16 protein-coding genes are annotated in these 15,841 nt (G+C 67.8%); 4 read left to right on the top strand and 12 right to left on the bottom strand.

The annotated features are described in order from the left end of the window. Positions 1–58 precede the first annotated feature (58 nt). The 12 genes from CFB43_RS02910 to mpl form a co-directional block, all read right to left on the bottom strand. On the bottom strand, positions 59–1,054 hold the full coding sequence (locus CFB43_RS02910) for an arabinose ABC transporter substrate-binding protein (RefSeq protein WP_039353007.1): 996 nt from the start codon (positions 1,052–1,054) through the stop codon (positions 59–61). A gap of 111 nt (positions 1,055–1,165) precedes the next feature. After that, complete coding sequence (locus CFB43_RS02905) at positions 1,166–1,945, bottom strand: SDR family oxidoreductase (RefSeq protein ID WP_089494070.1); 780 nt, start codon at positions 1,943–1,945, stop codon at positions 1,166–1,168. Then, the gene (locus CFB43_RS02900; protein WP_089495230.1) at positions 1,945–2,622 is read right to left on the bottom strand and encodes a 2-dehydro-3-deoxy-6-phosphogalactonate aldolase; all 678 of its coding nucleotides are present in this window, start codon (positions 2,620–2,622) and stop codon (positions 1,945–1,947) included. The genes CFB43_RS02905 and CFB43_RS02900 overlap by 1 nt, the downstream gene beginning before the upstream one ends. 22 nt (positions 2,623–2,644) lie before the next feature. Continuing rightward, on the bottom strand, positions 2,645–3,670 hold the full coding sequence (locus CFB43_RS02895) for a 2-dehydro-3-deoxygalactonokinase (protein WP_089494069.1): 1,026 nt from the start codon (positions 3,668–3,670) through the stop codon (positions 2,645–2,647). Beyond that, positions 3,667–4,566, bottom strand: coding sequence for an IclR family transcriptional regulator (locus tag CFB43_RS02890; RefSeq protein ID WP_089494068.1), 900 nt, complete (start codon positions 4,564–4,566; stop codon positions 3,667–3,669). Before CFB43_RS02890 ends, CFB43_RS02895 begins: the two co-directional genes overlap by 4 nt. A 347-nt stretch (positions 4,567–4,913) precedes the next feature. Next, positions 4,914–5,315: an EF-hand domain-containing protein gene (locus CFB43_RS02880; protein WP_089494067.1), complete on the bottom strand. Its 402-nt coding sequence runs from the start codon at positions 5,313–5,315 to the stop codon at positions 4,914–4,916. An 80-nt stretch (positions 5,316–5,395) separates the two neighbouring features. Next, positions 5,396–7,006, bottom strand: coding sequence for a S10 family peptidase (locus tag CFB43_RS02875; RefSeq protein WP_089494066.1), 1,611 nt, complete (start codon positions 7,004–7,006; stop codon positions 5,396–5,398). Positions 7,007–7,443: 437 nt separating this feature from the next. Continuing rightward, the gene (mtgA, locus tag CFB43_RS02870; RefSeq protein ID WP_089494065.1) at positions 7,444–8,181 is read right to left on the bottom strand and encodes a monofunctional biosynthetic peptidoglycan transglycosylase; all 738 of its coding nucleotides are present in this window, start codon (positions 8,179–8,181) and stop codon (positions 7,444–7,446) included. A 14-nt stretch (positions 8,182–8,195) separates the two neighbouring features. Further along, positions 8,196–9,062 carry a shikimate dehydrogenase gene (gene aroE / locus CFB43_RS02865; protein WP_089494064.1) on the bottom strand — a complete coding sequence of 289 codons (867 nt, stop codon included), beginning with the start codon at positions 9,060–9,062 and terminating at the stop codon, positions 8,196–8,198. Next, positions 9,059–11,146, bottom strand: coding sequence for a ribonuclease catalytic domain-containing protein (locus CFB43_RS02860; protein WP_089494063.1), 2,088 nt, complete (start codon positions 11,144–11,146; stop codon positions 9,059–9,061). The genes aroE and CFB43_RS02860 overlap by 4 nt, the downstream gene beginning before the upstream one ends. A gap of 80 nt (positions 11,147–11,226) precedes the next feature. Beyond that, positions 11,227–11,796, bottom strand: coding sequence for a YqiA/YcfP family alpha/beta fold hydrolase (locus CFB43_RS02855; RefSeq protein WP_089424450.1), 570 nt, complete (start codon positions 11,794–11,796; stop codon positions 11,227–11,229). Continuing rightward, on the bottom strand, positions 11,793–13,382 hold the full coding sequence (gene mpl / locus CFB43_RS02850) for a UDP-N-acetylmuramate:L-alanyl-gamma-D-glutamyl-meso-diaminopimelate ligase (protein ID WP_373452525.1): 1,590 nt from the start codon (positions 13,380–13,382) through the stop codon (positions 11,793–11,795). The genes CFB43_RS02855 and mpl overlap by 4 nt, the downstream gene beginning before the upstream one ends. Positions 13,383–13,424: 42 nt before the next feature. On the opposite strand from mpl, the gene CFB43_RS02845 reads away from it, so the two are divergent. From CFB43_RS02845 to accB, 4 genes are all read left to right on the top strand, one after another. Beyond that, positions 13,425–14,069: a hypothetical protein gene (locus tag CFB43_RS02845; protein ID WP_039353186.1), complete on the top strand. Its 645-nt coding sequence runs from the start codon at positions 13,425–13,427 to the stop codon at positions 14,067–14,069. A gap of 7 nt (positions 14,070–14,076) precedes the next feature. Next, the gene (locus tag CFB43_RS02840; protein ID WP_089494061.1) at positions 14,077–14,628 is read left to right on the top strand and encodes a TlpA family protein disulfide reductase; all 552 of its coding nucleotides are present in this window, start codon (positions 14,077–14,079) and stop codon (positions 14,626–14,628) included. Positions 14,629–14,822: 194 nt separating this feature from the next. Continuing rightward, positions 14,823–15,275, top strand: a complete 453-nt coding sequence (gene aroQ, locus CFB43_RS02835) for a type II 3-dehydroquinate dehydratase (protein WP_011350880.1) — start codon at positions 14,823–14,825, stop codon at positions 15,273–15,275. Between the two features lie 66 nt (positions 15,276–15,341). Next, entirely contained in the window at positions 15,342–15,815 is a 474-nt protein-coding gene (accB, locus tag CFB43_RS02830) for an acetyl-CoA carboxylase biotin carboxyl carrier protein (protein ID WP_046544894.1), read from the top strand. Positions 15,816–15,841 lie beyond the last annotated feature (26 nt).

Below are 15,841 nucleotides of genomic sequence, written 5' to 3'. Positions count from 1 at the left end.
ACTCTTGCAGATCCATCGATCGCCGGCTGCCGCGTGGCCGCCGCAGCCGGCAAGCCGCTTACTTCGACGCGAGCCCCATCTCGTCGCGCACCTTCGACACGTTGTCGCGCGTCGCGAGCATGCCGGTCGTCAGCGTCAGTGCCGGCGGCGCCTTGCCCTGCGTGATCCACGTGTACATCAGGTCCGAGGTCTCCTCGCCGTGACGCTTCGGGCTGATGATCACGGTGCCGTAGAAGCCCGTCGGCTGCGGCTTCTTGAACTCGTTCAGCGCAGAATCGGAGCCGCCGATGCCGATGCCGATCATGTTGTCCGCCTTGAAGCCGCGCCCTTCGGCCGCGCGCACCGCGCCGAGCACGGCTTCGTCGTTCAGGCCGTACGCCACCCAGTGCTTGAACTGCGGGTTTTTCGTGAGCGCGATGTTCGCCGCATTGAAGGCGTTCTCGGTGTCGGTCTTCGCCTGCGGCGCCGCGATCACGTTCGCCTTCGGGAAGCCGGCGGCCACCAGCGCGTCGGTCGCGCCGCTGGTGCGGTCATGCGCGGTCGGCAGCTGCTCGTAGGTGATGTCGATCGCGCCGACGTCCTTCATGTCCCAGCCGCGCTTCTTGATCTCGGCCGCGATGCCGTCGCCGACCTGCTTGCCGATGTTGTACGCGGAGATCCCCATGTGCGGGACCGCCTCGATCGGCTTGCCCGCGCCGTCGACGAGGCGGTCGTCCACCGTCATCATCTTCAGGTTGTGCGACTTCGCCTTCGCGACGATGCCCGGCCCGAGCTTCACGTCGGGCGTGCAGATGATGAAGCCCTGCGCCTTCTGCGCGGACAGGTTGTCGATCGCGCTCATCACCTTTTCGCCGGACGGCGCGCCGATCTTCACGAGCGTGAAGCCCTTCTGCTTCGCCGCGATTTCGGCGAACTTCCACTCGTCCTGGAACCACGGCTCTTCCGGCTGCTTCACGAGGAAGCCGATCTTGACCGGATCGGCCGCGTGCGCGACCGGGCTGCCCATCACCACCGCGGCCGCGGCCGCCAGCGTTACGAACGTTCTGCGTTTCATCTCCAGTGTCTCCTTGTTTTCATCGAACAGGATGCAGCCGCTTGTTGGTTTCGACGCAGCGTGCGCGCGGCCGTCGCACGTGCGGTCTTTCGAATCGTTACGTCAATCGTGTCAGTCGTGATACAGCGCCGCGCGCCCGCCATCGACGGTGATGCACGCGGCATTGATGAACGGCGCCTCGTCGGACGCCAGGAACACGGCCGTCATCGCGACCTCCTCCGGCCGGCCGATCCGCTTCATCGGCTGCAGCGCGAGCGTGTCGGCGCGCGCGGCAGCCGGGTCGGGTTGTGCGTCCCACCAGTCGCGCGTGAGCTGCGTCTCGATGTAGCCCGGCGCGATCGCGTTCACGCGCACGTTGCGCGCCGCGTATTCGATGCCGAGCGCGCGCGTGAGGCCCAGCACGCCATGCTTCGCGACCGGGTACGGAAAGCAGCCCGGGATGATCCTGAACGCGTGCGTCGACGCGATGTTCACGATGCTGCCGCGGCCGCGTTCGACCATCCCCTCCAGCGCCGCGCGGCAGCCGTGCCACACGCCGTCGAGGTCGACCGCGAAGCAGCGCCGCCAGTCGTCGTCGGTCATCGTCAACGGATCGGCGAACACGTTGATGCCCGCGTTATTCACCAGCACGTCGAGCGGGCCGAACGCCGCCTCGGTCCGTGCCAGTGCGTCGCGCACCGCGTCCTGCCGCGCGACGTCCGCCTGCAGCGGCAGCACGCGCGCACCGGCGACCTCGTGCGCAATCCCGGCGGCCGTGCGCTGCGCCTGCGGGAAGTCGAGATCGACGAGCGCGACGGCCGCCCCCTCGCGAACGAACGCGCGGGCGATCGCGGCGCCGATGCCCCGGCCCGCGCCCGTGACCATCGCGACCTTGTCCGCGAGGCGGCCCATCATGCGGCTCCGCCGCGCGCGACGCGCAAGCCGGCCTGGAACGCGCGCGCGTTCGCCGCGGTCGCGTCGGCCGACTGGCCGGGGCGGTACAGCGCCGAGCCGAGCCCGAAACCGTTCGCGCCGGCATTGAGGAACGGCGCCATGTTGTCGGGCGAGATGCCGCCGACCGGGATCAGCGGCACCGCGCGGTCGATCACCGCGCGCCACGCCTTCACGACCGGCACGCCGAGCTGCTCGGCCGGGAACATCTTCAGCACGTCGGCGCCGTTCGCGAGTGCCGCAAACGCTTCGGTCGGCGTCGCCACGCCCGGCGCGCTCGCGAGGCCGCGCTCGCGGGCGCGGCGGATCACGGCCGCGTCGCTGTGCGGCATCACGATCAGCGCGCCGCCCGCGTCCTGCACGCGGTCGACATACTCGGCGCGCAGCACGGTCCCCGCGCCGACGATCGCGTCGTCCGGCAGCGCACGCCGCAGCGCCGCGATGCTGTCGAACGGATCGGGCGAGTTGAGCGGCACCTCGATGATCCGGAAGCCGGCTTCATGGAGCGCACGGCCGTGGTCGGCCGCTTCGGCGGGCGTGATCCCGCGCATGATCGCGATCAGCGGGCACGCGTCGAACGCGCGCATCAACGCGGCGTGGGGCGCGTAGGGTGCGGGCAAGGTCAGGTCGGACGGCATCGAAGGTTCCTCGGCAATCAGTTCATTGGTCGGCGCAGACGGGCTCGCCATCCGCGCGCACGAGCCCGGCGCGCGACGCGATCCGCCACAGGCCGCGGTCGGTCGCGTGTGCGACGACGCGGGCGGGCGGGTGGCCGAATTCCTGGAGCGCGTCGGCGTAGCGCGCGCATAGGCCGTCATCACCGATCAGCAGCAGCGGCTGGTCCGCGAGCGCGATGCCGCGCTCCGCGAGCATCGCGTCGAGCGCGTTGAGCTCATGGCCGATCAGCAGCCCGGACAGGTAGTCGCCCTGCGCATCGGGCGCGAGCCGGTCGGTCAGGCCGAGCGTGCGCGTGCTGAAGATCGTCGCGAGCAGCCCGGTGCGCTGCGCGCCGCGCGCGACCGAGACGCCGCGCACGAACGCCGCGCGATCGGGCGACGCGCCGGCGCGCATCGTGCGGCCGAGGATCGTGTGGTCGCGCAGCACCGCGAACAGCTCACCCGTCATGAAGGTCTGGAAGCGCTCGATCAGCCCGTCCCTCACCCACGCCCATTTCGCATGGGTGCCCGGCAAGCCGATCAGTACCCCTGAACGATCGGTGCCAAGCGTGGGATCGCTCGCGAGCGCACCGAATATCTGCGTCTCTTCACCGCGCATCACGTCGGGCAGTTCGCCCGTGGAGATGACGCCCGGCACGATCGAGATCGTCGTGCCGCGCGCCGTCGTCACCGTGATGAGGCCCGCGACGAGCGCGTCGGCGCCGGCCGGCACCGCGACGTACGGCGCCTCGCGCCAGCCCTGCGCGCTGCCGACCATTCCGGCGGCGAGCACCGGCAGGCCCGGCGTGCGGTCGAGCCAGTCGCCGCACGCTTCCTCGAACACCGCGTCGAACGCGCGTGCGCCGCCGCCCGGCACATGCATCACGCCCGCCGCACGGCTGCGCGTGTCGATGAGCGCGCCGCGCGCGTCGTACAGGTAAGCGCGCAGCGACGTCGTGCCCCAGTCGAGCGCGATCAGCGACGGGGTGGCGGAACTGGCATCCGGAACGGGCCGGGTCGAAGTCGTCATCGTTTGATCCTGCGGGTACCCTGCGGCGGGCTCCAGCCCAGTTCCGCGGAAATGGCTCGCGCTTCGCGCTGCACGAGCGGAATCAGTTCGTCCATCCGGTCGTGCGGCATGTACGGAATCGTGCTCGCGACCGACACGGCCGCGACGATCGCGCCCGAGGCATCGCGGATCGGCGCGGCCACGCAGCGGATCGACGCCTCGTTCTCCTCGAGATCGAACGTATAGCCGCCGGCCGCGTAATGCGCCATGCGCTGCAGGAACGCGCTCGTCTCGGGCCGGTTGTCCGGCTTGAAATTGACGCCGGCAAGCGCCCGCCGCGCGGCCTCGAACAGCGCGCGCCACGTGTCGGGATCCGTGTCGAGCATCATCGCCTTGCCGATGCCGGTCGACGCGAGCGGCATCCGGTGGCCGACGCGCGAGCGCATCTCGAGGCCGCGCGTGCCGGGAATCTTGTCGATGTACAGCACGTCGTCGCCATCGCGCACGCCGAGATGGATCGTGTCGAGCGTCGCTTCCGCGAGCGCTTCGAGGTGCGGGCGCGCCACCGCGGTGAGCGGCATCTGCTCGAGCGCGATCGTGCCGAGTTCGATCAGCTTCGGACCGAGCAGATAGCCGCCTTGCACCTGGCGCAGGTAGCGCGCCTGCACGAGGCTGCTGACGAGGCGGTGCGTGGTGCTGCGCGTCGTGCCGAGCGCCGCGCCGATCGCGCGCATGTCGCGCGCGCCGTTCGCGATCGCCTCGAGGATCGCAAGGCCGCGCAGTAGCGTCTGCGTACCGGCCTGCTGCGCGGCGAGATCGAGCGGCGTGCTGGTCGCGCCGATGCTGTCGGTCAGCGACGCATCGTCCGGCGTCGCACGCCGGGCGTCGAGGGCAAGGATGTCGGGCATCTTGGTCATGGGGCGGGCTTCTTCAACGGAACCGGTGAAGCCGTTCGCACGATGCCGGCATGGCGTCCGGCGTCGCGACGAGGCGGCGGTCGATGCACCGAATAAAGCGCCCGGCGAACTTCATGGAAGGTGTCTCCGTGTGCGTCGGGCGCCGCGCGATGCGTGGGTCCGAAGCTGTGATGTGCTTCGGATTGTAGGAGCGCACGCACTCGTCTCCAATATTTGAGTGCGTTGCCCAGATAATGAGAATTCGGCGTGAATCCGCCCGTCTTCGACGTCATGGCGGCTTCATGTGCACGGGGGCGGAACCCGCCGTGCAGCAGGTTCCGCCCCCGTTTGTTCACCGCGCGCCGCGCTTACTGCTGGCTGCTCGTGCTGCGTGCCTGCATGTAGCGCTGCACGTCCGCGAACGACACGCGGCCGTTGCCGGACGAGTCGATCTGCCGGAAGTGGTTCGCGACATAGCCGAGGCCGGCCGCGCGTGCCTGCGACTCGGTGATCGAACCCGTGTTCTGCGCGTCGGCCGCGCTGAACTGCCGCGCGAGCTTGCGCACCACCTGCGCGTGCAGCGCGGCGCCCGTCGTCTGCGTGCCGGCGGTCGGCTTGCGCGCGGCCGGCGGTACGTACGGATCGCCGAGCTGCGCCTGGCGCGCACGCACCGGCGCGGCGGCGTCGCTCGCCTGCGCGAACGCGGATACGGATGTTGCGGCGCCGACACAGGCGAGCGCCGCGACAACGACGATGAAACGATTCTTCATATCAGGCTCCAGTCTGGAATGAGGTCGTCGACGGCAGGCGCGGCGCCACCGCGGGCGCGCGTCGCCTGCCTGGCGCAGCATCAGTGCGCGGCCGCGTTGTAGAAGGTCACGAGGTCGGCTTTCTCCTGCGGACGCGACGTATCGTCGAGATAGACCATGTGTCCGCCCTGATAGTCCTTGATCGTCAGGTTCGGTTGCGTCCCGAGCCGCGCGAGGTCGAGCTCGGTCTGATAGAACGGCGTCGCGATGTCGTGATACCCGTTCAGCGACAACACCTTCAGCTGCGGATTCAGCGACAGCGCCGCGGCGAGATCGGGGATCGTGTCCGGCATCGCGAGGCCGTCGTGCGTCCAGTCCCACGTGTTGATCGCATTGCTGCTCACCGAGTAGGCCGACTGCGCGGTGTACTTCAGCTCGTTCGGCAGGTACTTGCCGATCGTGTCGGTGAACGGCTTCGTGATGAACGAGCTCGACGGGTCGCCGTCGGCCGCCAGCGGGCTCGACACCGGCACGTTCACGCGCGCGTCGTAGCGGCCGATCAGCGTGCCCGGGATCAGCGACAGCTGGAAGCTGTTGTCGAAGAAAGTCGGGATCACGTTGAAGTTCGCATTCCACAGCGACTGCTTCACGCCGGTCGAATTCACCATCGTCGTGACGAGGGTCGGCGGCGGCGGCGTATGGCTCGCCAGATACGCGTTCACGGCCGGCGCGTAGCTGCCGGCCGTCAGCAGGCGCATCTGGTCCGCATACTGCGGCAGGCTCGACGGGTTCGGGTTGTCGAGCTGGTAGTACGCGCCGACGGTGCCATACGACGGCACGAAACCCGCGCAACTCACCGGGCTCGACCCGTTGTTCGAGTTGCCGATGTAGTCGCTCGCCATGTCGCAGTTCACGTTGTAGTTCAGGATCGACGACTGCAGCACGATGCCGTCGAGCTTCACGCCGGCCGTCTCGAGCAGGTTCGCGAGCACGTCGGTGCGCGGCGTGCCGTACGACTCGCCGAACAGGTATTTCGGCGAATCGTTGCGCTGGTTCACGGTGAGGTAGCGCGTCACGAAATCGCGGAACGCGCCGCCGTCCTGGTCGACGCCCCAGAACGTCTGGTTCGTATTCGGCGCGATCGCTTCCGAGAAGCCGGTGCCGATCGCATCGACGAACACGAGGTCGGTCGTGTCGAGCAGGCTTTCCTGGTTGTCCACGAACGGGAACGTCGACGTATTCGCGTTCGGGTCGCCCGTCTGGATCCGGCGCGGGCCGAACGAGCCGAGGTGCAGCCACACCGATGCCGAGCCGGGGCCGCCGTTGTACAGGAACGTGACGGGCCGCTTCGCCGCGGGCTGGTTGTCGGCCGTATAGGCGACATAGAAGAACGATGCTTCGGGCGCGCCGGTCTGCGGATTGCGCGCGACGAGGTGGCCGGCCGTGGCCGTGTAGCGGATCGTCTTGCCGTTGAGGGTGATCTGGTGATGCGTGACGGCGGCCTTTTCGACCGCGGCGGAGGCGTCGAGCGACGCGTTCGCGCTCGACGAATAACTGTTCGGATCGTTGTACGCCCTGTCCACCTGACTGGCGGGATCGGCTGAATTGTCGGCGCTCGCAGCGGAAGACGATGTCACGTCGTCGTTGCAGGCCGTCAGGATCAGCGAAGAAAACACCACTCCCAACAACAGCTTCGCTTTGCTTGCTGGCATCGTTGCTTTCCTTCTCTCGGATGTTTTTTGTGTCGAGCAGCCGGGTAAGCCACCCCCCGCCTCGATTGGGGCCGATAGGCCGAGGCGCTGGCCAATATACGCGAGGCCGTCAGCTTTGAAAAATTTTGAAATATTTGGCGAGCAGCCGGTGCGGCGCACACCTTTCAGGAATGCTTCGGTTTGCGAAACATTACATTTCACCCGCCTTTCACGGACTTTCGTGTTTATCCGGGGAGACTAAAAATCTCCGAATTTCGCGCCATATCGGGCAACAAAATCACACGACGCCCGGTATTGCTCAGCAAAACGAAATAGACGGATTCGTCTAAAGGATGTGGCCCGAAATGATCGCGACATGAATGCGCTGCAGCGCACAACCAGCCCGTTGCGGGCGCACGGGCGACGAAACGGTCAATGCGACGGCGCGAGCGCGCCGTTCACTCCGATTGCGGCAGCGCGGCCGCCCCCATCCGGCGAGCGATGATCGCCGCGCGCTGCGCCTGGTACGCCGAGCCGCGATGCGCGTCGAACCAGCGCGGCTTCGGCAGCATCACCGCGAGACGCGCCGATTGCCACGCGCCGAGCCGGCTTGCGGGAATCTTGTAGTAATAGCGGGCGGCTGCTTCGGCGCCGTACACGCCGCGCCCCCACTCGACGGAATTCAGGTAGATCTCGAAGATCCGCTCCTTGTCGAGCAACGTTTCGAGCATCCACGTGATGATGAGCTCCTGCCCCTTGCGGATGTAGCTCTTCTCGCGCGACAGGAACAGGTTGCGTGCGAGCTGCTGCGTGATCGTCGAGCCGCCCGCGACGATCCGGCCGCGCGCCTTGTTCTTCTCCCACGCCTGCAGGATCGCGTCGACGTCGTAGCCGTTGTTGGTCGCGAAGGTCGAGTCTTCCGATGCGATCAGCGCGCGCTTCAGGTTGCGCGAGATCTGGTCGTACGGCACCCATTGATGCTGGATCTGCGCAGGCGGCTTGTCGCGCGACAGCCACCACGCGTCGGTACGCATGAACGCGGTCGACCCGGGGTTCACGAACGACCACAGCGCGATTTGCGCGAGATAGAACAGTTGCGTCGCGAGCCACGCCCCCGCGAACACCGATCCCGCATAGACGAACCAGCGCGTCGGGCTCACCGTGCGCGTGGGCTGCGTGCCGCTCACCGCCACCACGTGCCGCGCTCCGTTCAGCTCGCCGCGAGCGCCTGGCGCAGCGCGGCCAGCACCGGCGCGCCGTCCGGCCGCACACCGCGCCAGATGAAGAACGATTCGGCCGCCTGCTCGACGAGCATGCCGAGGCCGTCGGCCGTGCGCGCACCGAGCGACGCCGCATGCTGCATGAACACCGTCGGCTGCGCGCCGTACATCATGTCGTACGCGAGCGTGCCCGCGCCGAACGCGGCCGCATCGCACTCCGGCAGCGCGGCATCGAGGCTGCCGGCCGTCGCGTTGATCACCACGTCGTACGGCTCCGCGCGCACGACGTCGGGGCCGCCGCCCGCGAGCGTGCAGCCCGCATCGTGCGCGGCCTGCATGAACTGGCCGACGAGCGCTTCGGCCTTGCTCGCGGTGCGGTTCACGATTCCGATCGACAGCGGTGCGCGGTCGAGCAGCGGCAGCACGACACCGCGCGCCGCGCCACCCGCGCCGAGCAGCAGGATGCGTGCGCCCGCCAGCGACACGCCGAGATTCGCTTCGATGTCGCGCACGAGGCCGACACCGTCGGTGTTGTCGCCGTGGATGCGGCCGTCGGCGTCGATGCGCAGCGTATTCACGGCACCCGCCGCCGCCGCGCGCGGCGACAGCGTGTCGGCGAGCGCATGCGCTTCGAGCTTGAACGGCACCGTCACGTTCGCGCCGCGACCGCCTTCGGCGACGAAGGCGCGCACGGCCGCGTCGAAACCGTCGAGCGGCGCGAGCCGGTGCGTGTATTCGACCGGCTCGCCCGTTTGCGCGGCGAATTGCGCGTGGATGAACGGCGACTTGCTGTGCGCCACCGGGTTGCCGAACACCACATAGCGGTCGGCGCCGCTCGTCGACGCAGTCGCGGTCATGATGCGCGCCCCTCTTCGCCGACGTTGCCGTTCGCGGCTTCGCCGCCTTCACCGGCCGCCGCGCCATCCGCTTCCGCCAGTGCTTCGGCTTCGGTTTCGGCGGTTGCGTCTTCGGTGTCGATCAGCGTGTCGTCGCCGCCTTCGGCGTCATCCTCTTCCTCGGCCGCGTCGCCGCTCGTCACGGTCGGCGCGTCGAGCACGTTCAGCAACCGCACCGACGCCTCGATCGTCAGCTCATCGAGCGCCATCACGTCGAGCAGCACGCGCGTACCGCGCGCATGCACGCCGAGCCCCGGCACGTGCAGCAGCAGCGGAATTTCCTCGAGGCGCACGAGGTCGCCCTTCACGACGCTCGCGACGACCTGCTTCTTCTGTTCCTGCGCGAGCCAGCGCAGGCACCAGAAATACTCCATCCGGCGCTGGTAGTCGGCGTAGGCCGTGTAGGTGTCGTCGAAGCCCTGCACGACCGCGTACAGGTCGGCGTCCTTCGGCTTGAACGGCGCGGCGAGCTTCGCGGTGACGCCATGCTGCACGCATGCAAGCAGTTGCCACTGGTTCACGAGGTCGACGTAGCGGCGCAGCGGCGACGTGCTCCACGCGTACTGCGCGACGCCGAGGCCTTCGTGCGGCGCGGCGGTCGTCTGCATCCGCGTGCGCTTCGGGCCCGGCGCGCCGAAGCCGCGCTGCGAGCGGTAGATGCCCGGTACCGTGTGGTCGTGCAGGAAGGCGCCCCAGGTCGAGTTCGCGAGGATCGCAAGCTCCGACACGATCAGGTCGAGCGGCGACCCGCGACGGCGCGGCGTGATCGACACGTGCTCGCCGTCGACGTAGAAGTTGTAATCGGTGTTGCGCTGCACCTCGCGCTTCAGGCCGTAGCCCGCGCGCGCGACCTGGCGCTTCTCGAACAGCGCCTGCGCGAGCGGCCACAGCACGGCGATGTCGTCCTTGTGCGGATACTCGCCGGTGCCGGCCGCAAGCGTCTCTTCGTTGACGAGCTCGTCGAGGTGGTTGTGCCGCAGGTTGCTCTTCACGAACACGAGCTCGGCGCGCGTCTCGTTCGCGACGATCTCCTGGGTTTCGCGATTGACGATGATGTACAGCGACAGCGCCGGACGATAATCGCCTTCCTTCAGCGTGAACACGTCGACGACGTCGTCCGGCAGCATCGTGATCTTGTCGCCCGGCATGTAGACGGTCGACAGGCGCGTGCGCGCGATCGCGTCGACCGGGTCGCCGCGCACGATGCCGAGCGCCGGCGCCGCGATGTGCACGCCGATCCGCACGCGGCCGTCGGCGAGGTGCTCGACCGAGAACGCGTCGTCGATTTCGGTCGTCGTGATGTCGTCGATCGAGAACGCCTGGACGTCCGCACGCGGCAGGTCGTCCGGCAGCGGGCCGACCGTGACGGCCGGGAAGCCCGTGCCGTGCGGGAAGAATTCCGCGAGGAAGCGCGCCTCGTGCAGCGCACGCGGCGACGCGATACCGCCGCAGTCGAGCATCAACCGCGCCGGCGACACGCCGCGCGCACCGGCCGCCGCTTCCATCGCCTTGTATTCGATCGAGTTCTTGTCCGGCCGCGTCAGCAGCCCGAGCACCTTGCCCGCGAACGCCTCCGGCAGCTTGCCGGCCTTCAGTTCCTCTTCGTACTGCACCTGGACGAGCGCCTGCTGGCGCTTGCGCTCGAGCGATGCGAGCGCCATCTTGAGCTGCTCTTCCGGCGCGCGTTGGTACTGGCCGCGCCCCTTGCGGCGGAAGTAGACGGGCGAACCGTGCAGGCGCAACACGAGCGCCGCGCGCTCGACCGGGCCGTACGACGCGCCGAAATATTCCGCGGCCAGCGCCGTATAGGCAAACTCGTCGGCCGGCGCGCATTCCCACAGGAAATCCAGATCGATCTGCTGCGCGGCCGTGTCGGCCTCCTGCATCAGTTCGCTTGCGGCCGGCTTGTCGAATTCGATCAGCACGTCTTTCGCGCGCACCTTCGCCCGCCGCCCGCCGGGCAACTCGACCTGAAACGCGTCGCCCTGGCGCGACAGCACGCTGCCCGCCTTGAAACTGCCCGATTCCTCGAAGAAAACGTTCACTCAGTACTCTCGTTCAGACTGCCGGGCGCCGCATCGGCGGCGCCGCATGATGATGGGAATTCGATCGGCACATGGCCGGTTTAAGACGTCTTTCCGTCGCAAAAGGCGAGAACGTCGTCGACATAGTCGGCAAATTCGCTGATCCCGTGATCGCTGCCTTCGATCACGCGCGTCTTCGCGCCCGGGTAATGCGCAAGCATCTCGCGGTAATCGAGCACTTCGTCGCCGGTCGCCGCGAACAGATAGTAGCGTTCGGCACGCGTGATCGCCGGCACGCGCAGCGCATCGAGCTCATGCAGGTGACGGCGCTCGACGACGATCGTGCCGCCGCCGTGATACAGCGGCTGTTCGCCGAGATGCTGCTCGAGATCGCGCTGCGGCACGATGGCCGGATTCAGCAGCACGGCCTTCCAGCCATGCTTTTCGGCTAGCCACGTCGCGTAATAGCCGCCGAGCGAGCTACCGATGACGGTCACGTCGCGCGCACCGGCCACCTCGGCTTCCGCGACTGCAATTGCTTCGAGCGGTGACACCGACAGTGACGGGCACCGCCACTCGTCAATCCGGCCGAGTTCGGCCATGCGCGCGGCGAGCTGGCGCGACTTCTGCGATTCCGGCGACGACCGGAAGCCGTGCAGGTACAGGATCACGTGCGGCTCCCGAGCGCATCGAGCAGTTTCTGGTGCACGCCGCCGAAGCCGCCATTGCTCATCACGAGCACGTGGTCGCCCGGGCGGGCGGCTGCGACGACGGACTTCACCAGCAGGTGCAGATCGTCGAATGCGTGCGCCTTCTCGCCGAGCGGCGCCAGCGCTTCGACCAGGTTCCAGCCGAGTGCGTCGCGCCCGGTCGGCGCGCCGTAGCCGAACACGAGATCGGCGTCGGCCAGGCTCGCCGGCAATTGCGACTTCATCACGCCGAGCTTCATCGTGTTCGAGCGCGGCTCGAGCACCGCGAGGATGCGGGCATTCTGACGGCCGATGCGGGCACGAAGTCCGGCGATCGTGGTGTCGATCGCGGTCGGATGGTGCGCGAAGTCGTCGTAGACGGTCACGCCGTCCACGCTGCCGCGCACTTCCATCCGGCGCTTCACGTTGCGGAACGACGCGAGGGATTCGGCCGCCTGCGCGGGCGGCACGCCGACGTGGCGCGCGGCCGCGATCGCCGCGAGCGCGTTCATCCGGTTGTGATCGCCCTGCACCTGCCACGCGACTTCGCCGACGCGTTCCGCGTGCGAATACACCGCGAAGCGCTCGTCGACCGGCACGCCGTCCTCGGCCGGCAGCGCCTGCCAGCCGCCGTCGACGCCGAAGCGCTCGACCTCGCTCCAGCAGCCGCGCGCCAGCACGCGCTCGAGCGCGTCCGAGCGGCCGTTCGTGACGATCCGGCCGACACCGGGCACGGTACGCACGAGATGGTGGAATTGCGTCTCGATCGCGGCGAGATCCGGGAAGATGTCGGCGTGATCGAATTCGAGATTGTTCAGCACCGCGGTGCGCGGCCGGTAGTGGACGAACTTCGAGCGCTTGTCGAAGAACGCCGTGTCGTATTCGTCGGCCTCGATCACGAAGAAGCTCGAATCGGTGAGCCGCGCCGACACGCCGAAGTTCAGCGGCACGCCGCCGATCAGGAAGCCCGGATTCAGGCCCGCGTCTTCCAGCAGCCATGCGAGCATCGACGACGTGGTCGTCTTGCCGTGCGTGCCCGCCACCGCGAGCACCCATTTGCCGGCCAGCACGTGCTCGCCGAGCCACTGCGGGCCCGACACGTACGACAGGCCGCGATCCAGGATCGCCTCCATCAGCGGATTGCCGCGCGTGACGACGTTGCCGATCACGAACAGGTCCGGCTTCAGGTCGATCTGCTCGGCGCCGTAGCCCTCGATCAGCGTGATGCCCTGCGCCTCGAGCTGCGTGCTCATCGGCGGATAGACGCCCGCGTCGCAACCCGTCACCGTGTGGCCCGCCTCGCGCGCGAGTACGGCGAGACCGCCCATGAAGGTGCCACAGATGCCAAGAATGTGGATGTGCATAGATGAATGCTTTCGCGCCGCCGGGCGCCGTCGATTCGGAAAGGATGCGTGTGCGGCGCGGCGGACAGGCCGTGCGGCCGGCGACCGGCCAACGGCTTTTGCCGCGACACAAAGAACAGTATTGTAACTGACGGCCTGCCGTGCCCGGCGGCCCGAACGCTGCGCGCGGACGGTGCCGGCACGCCGGGCGGCAGGCCGCCGCACCCGCGCTCGGGCCCTGCGGCGATCGAGTATGATTGCCGGATCATGTCTCGTAAAACCCTTCTCGACCCGCGGCGCGTCCGCGAGGAAATCGCCCAGTCCGCCGCGCGCCTGATCGCGGAGGACGGCCTGGACTATGCCGGCGCAAAGCGCAAGGCCGCGCGCCAGTTGCTGGGCGATACGCGCGTTGCCGGCGAATGGCTGCCGGATAACGACCAGATCGAGGAAGAACTGCGCGAGTACCTGGCCCTGTTCCAGAGCGACACGCAGCCGGACGAACTGCGCCGCCTGCGCGAAATCGCGCTCGACTGGATGCGCCGGCTCGCCGAGTTCCATCCTTATGTGACGGGCGCCGTGCTGAACGGCACCGCGAACGCGCATTCGGATATCCATTTGCAGGCATTCACCGACAACCCGAAGGACGTCGCGATCTACCTGCTGAACCAGAACGTCCAGTACGACGTCTCCGAGACGCGGCACTTCGCGGGCCGCGCCGACGTCGAGACGCTCAGTTTCCTGTGGCGCCCGCGGCGCGACGTCGATGCAATCGGCATCCACCTCGCGCTCTATGCGAGCGACGACCTGCGCGGCGCGGTCAAGGCCGACGCGCGCGGCCGGGTCGCCCGTGCCGATGCCGCCGCGCTGCGCGCGCTCGTCGAAGCAGGCAAGACCCCTTCCGAACCGGAATGATTCAACGATGATGATGAAACGCATGTTGGCGCTCGCGGTGGTCGCGGCCGCCGCCGTTGCCGGCGGGCTCGCCGCCGGCCATTGGTTCCGCGGCCCGGCCGACGACGGTGTCGCCGTCGCGGCGCCCGCCGCACACGGCAGCCCGGTCGAACAGTTGTGGGCGGCGTCGCTGACGGGCACCGACGGCAAGCCGGCCACGTTGTCCGCGTTCAAGGGCCAGAAGGTCGTCGTCAATTTCTGGGCGTCTTGGTGCGGCCCGTGCGTCGAGGAGATGCCGGAGCTCGTCGCGCTGTCGCACCAATACAAGCAGAAGGGCATCCGTTTCATCGGGATCGGCGTCGATTCCGAACAGAACGTGAAGAACTTTCTGCAGAAGGTGAAGGTCGATTACCCGGTATTCATCAGCGGATATGCGGGCGCCGATCTGGCCCGCAATTTCGGAAATACGGCCGGTGCGCTGCCGTTTACGGTCGTCATCGACGAAACCGGCAAGATTCGCGAGACAAAATTGGGACAAATCCAGCCGGCCGAGCTGAAAAAGACGCTCGACGCGCTGTAACCTGCCTGAACGGCGGCCCGCACGTTGGCGGCAATTTGCCCGTCGATCACCGCAATTTCGCGTGAATTCGCCGACACTTTGGATGCGCGCCGGTAATTCTTGCAGATCGCGTGCGCCCGGCCGTTCGGCAAAACTAGACAAATTTCTCTAAATAGCGCTAAAGTTCGCGCAATTCCGCAGAAATAGAAGCGACCATGACACGATTGCTGGTGCTGCACGGCCCCAACCTGAACCTTCTCGGCACCCGGGAACCGGAGGTGTACGGCCGCGTCACGCTCGCCCAGATCGATCAGGCGCTTGCCGCGCGTGCCCGGGAAGCCGGCGCCGAACTGTCGTCGTTCCAGAGCAACCATGAAGGCGCGCTGGTCGACCGCATCCAGGCCGCGCGGGAGGAACAGACCGATTTCATCCTGATCAATCCGGCCGCGTACACGCACACGAGTGTCGCGATCCGGGACGCGATCGCCGGCGTTGGCATCCCGTTCGTCGAGGTTCACTTGTCGAACGTGCATCGCCGCGAAGCGTTCAGGCACCACTCCTACTTTTCCGACCAGGCCGAAGGCGTGATCTGCGGGCTCGGCTGGAAAGGTTATCTGTACGCGCTCGAGTACGCGCTGGACAAGCTGCAAGGCACGTCGCGCGGCTGATTTCGCGATCTAGATTCAGCGCCGGCCCCTAACCGGCGCTTTCACGTATTGAAAGGGGAATTCCCGATGGATCTTCGTAAGCTGAAAACTCTGATCGACCTCGTTTCCGAATCCGGCATCTCCGAGCTGGAAGTGACGGAAGGCGAAGGCAAGGTGCGCATCGTCAAGAACGCGCCGCCGGTCTACGTGCAGCCGACGGCTGGGTATGCCCCGCAAGTCAGCGCGCCCGCCCCGTCGGCCGCGCTGCCGACCGAAGGCGCCGCCGCGCCGGCCGCAGGCGGCGCAGCCGCTCCGGCTGTCCCGCAGGGTCACGTCGTGACGTCGCCGATGGTCGGCACGTTCTATCGCGCACCGTCGCCGGGCGCGGACCCGTTCGTCCAGGTGGGCGATACGGTCAAGGAAGGCCAGACGATCTGCATCATCGAAGCGATGAAGCTGCTCAACGAGATCGAGTCGGACAAGGCCGGCGTGATCAAGGAAATCCTCGTCGAGAACGGCCAGGCCGTCGAATACGGCCAGCCGCTTTTCGTGATCGGCTAAGTCCGCCGCGCGGCCTGCGGGCCGCG

This window comes from Burkholderia sp. AU15512 (assembly GCF_002223325.1).
Lineage (GTDB): Bacteria > Pseudomonadota > Gammaproteobacteria > Burkholderiales > Burkholderiaceae > Burkholderia.
The sequence above is the reverse complement of the archived record's forward strand: the minus strand, read 5'-3'. Positions and strand labels throughout refer to the sequence as shown.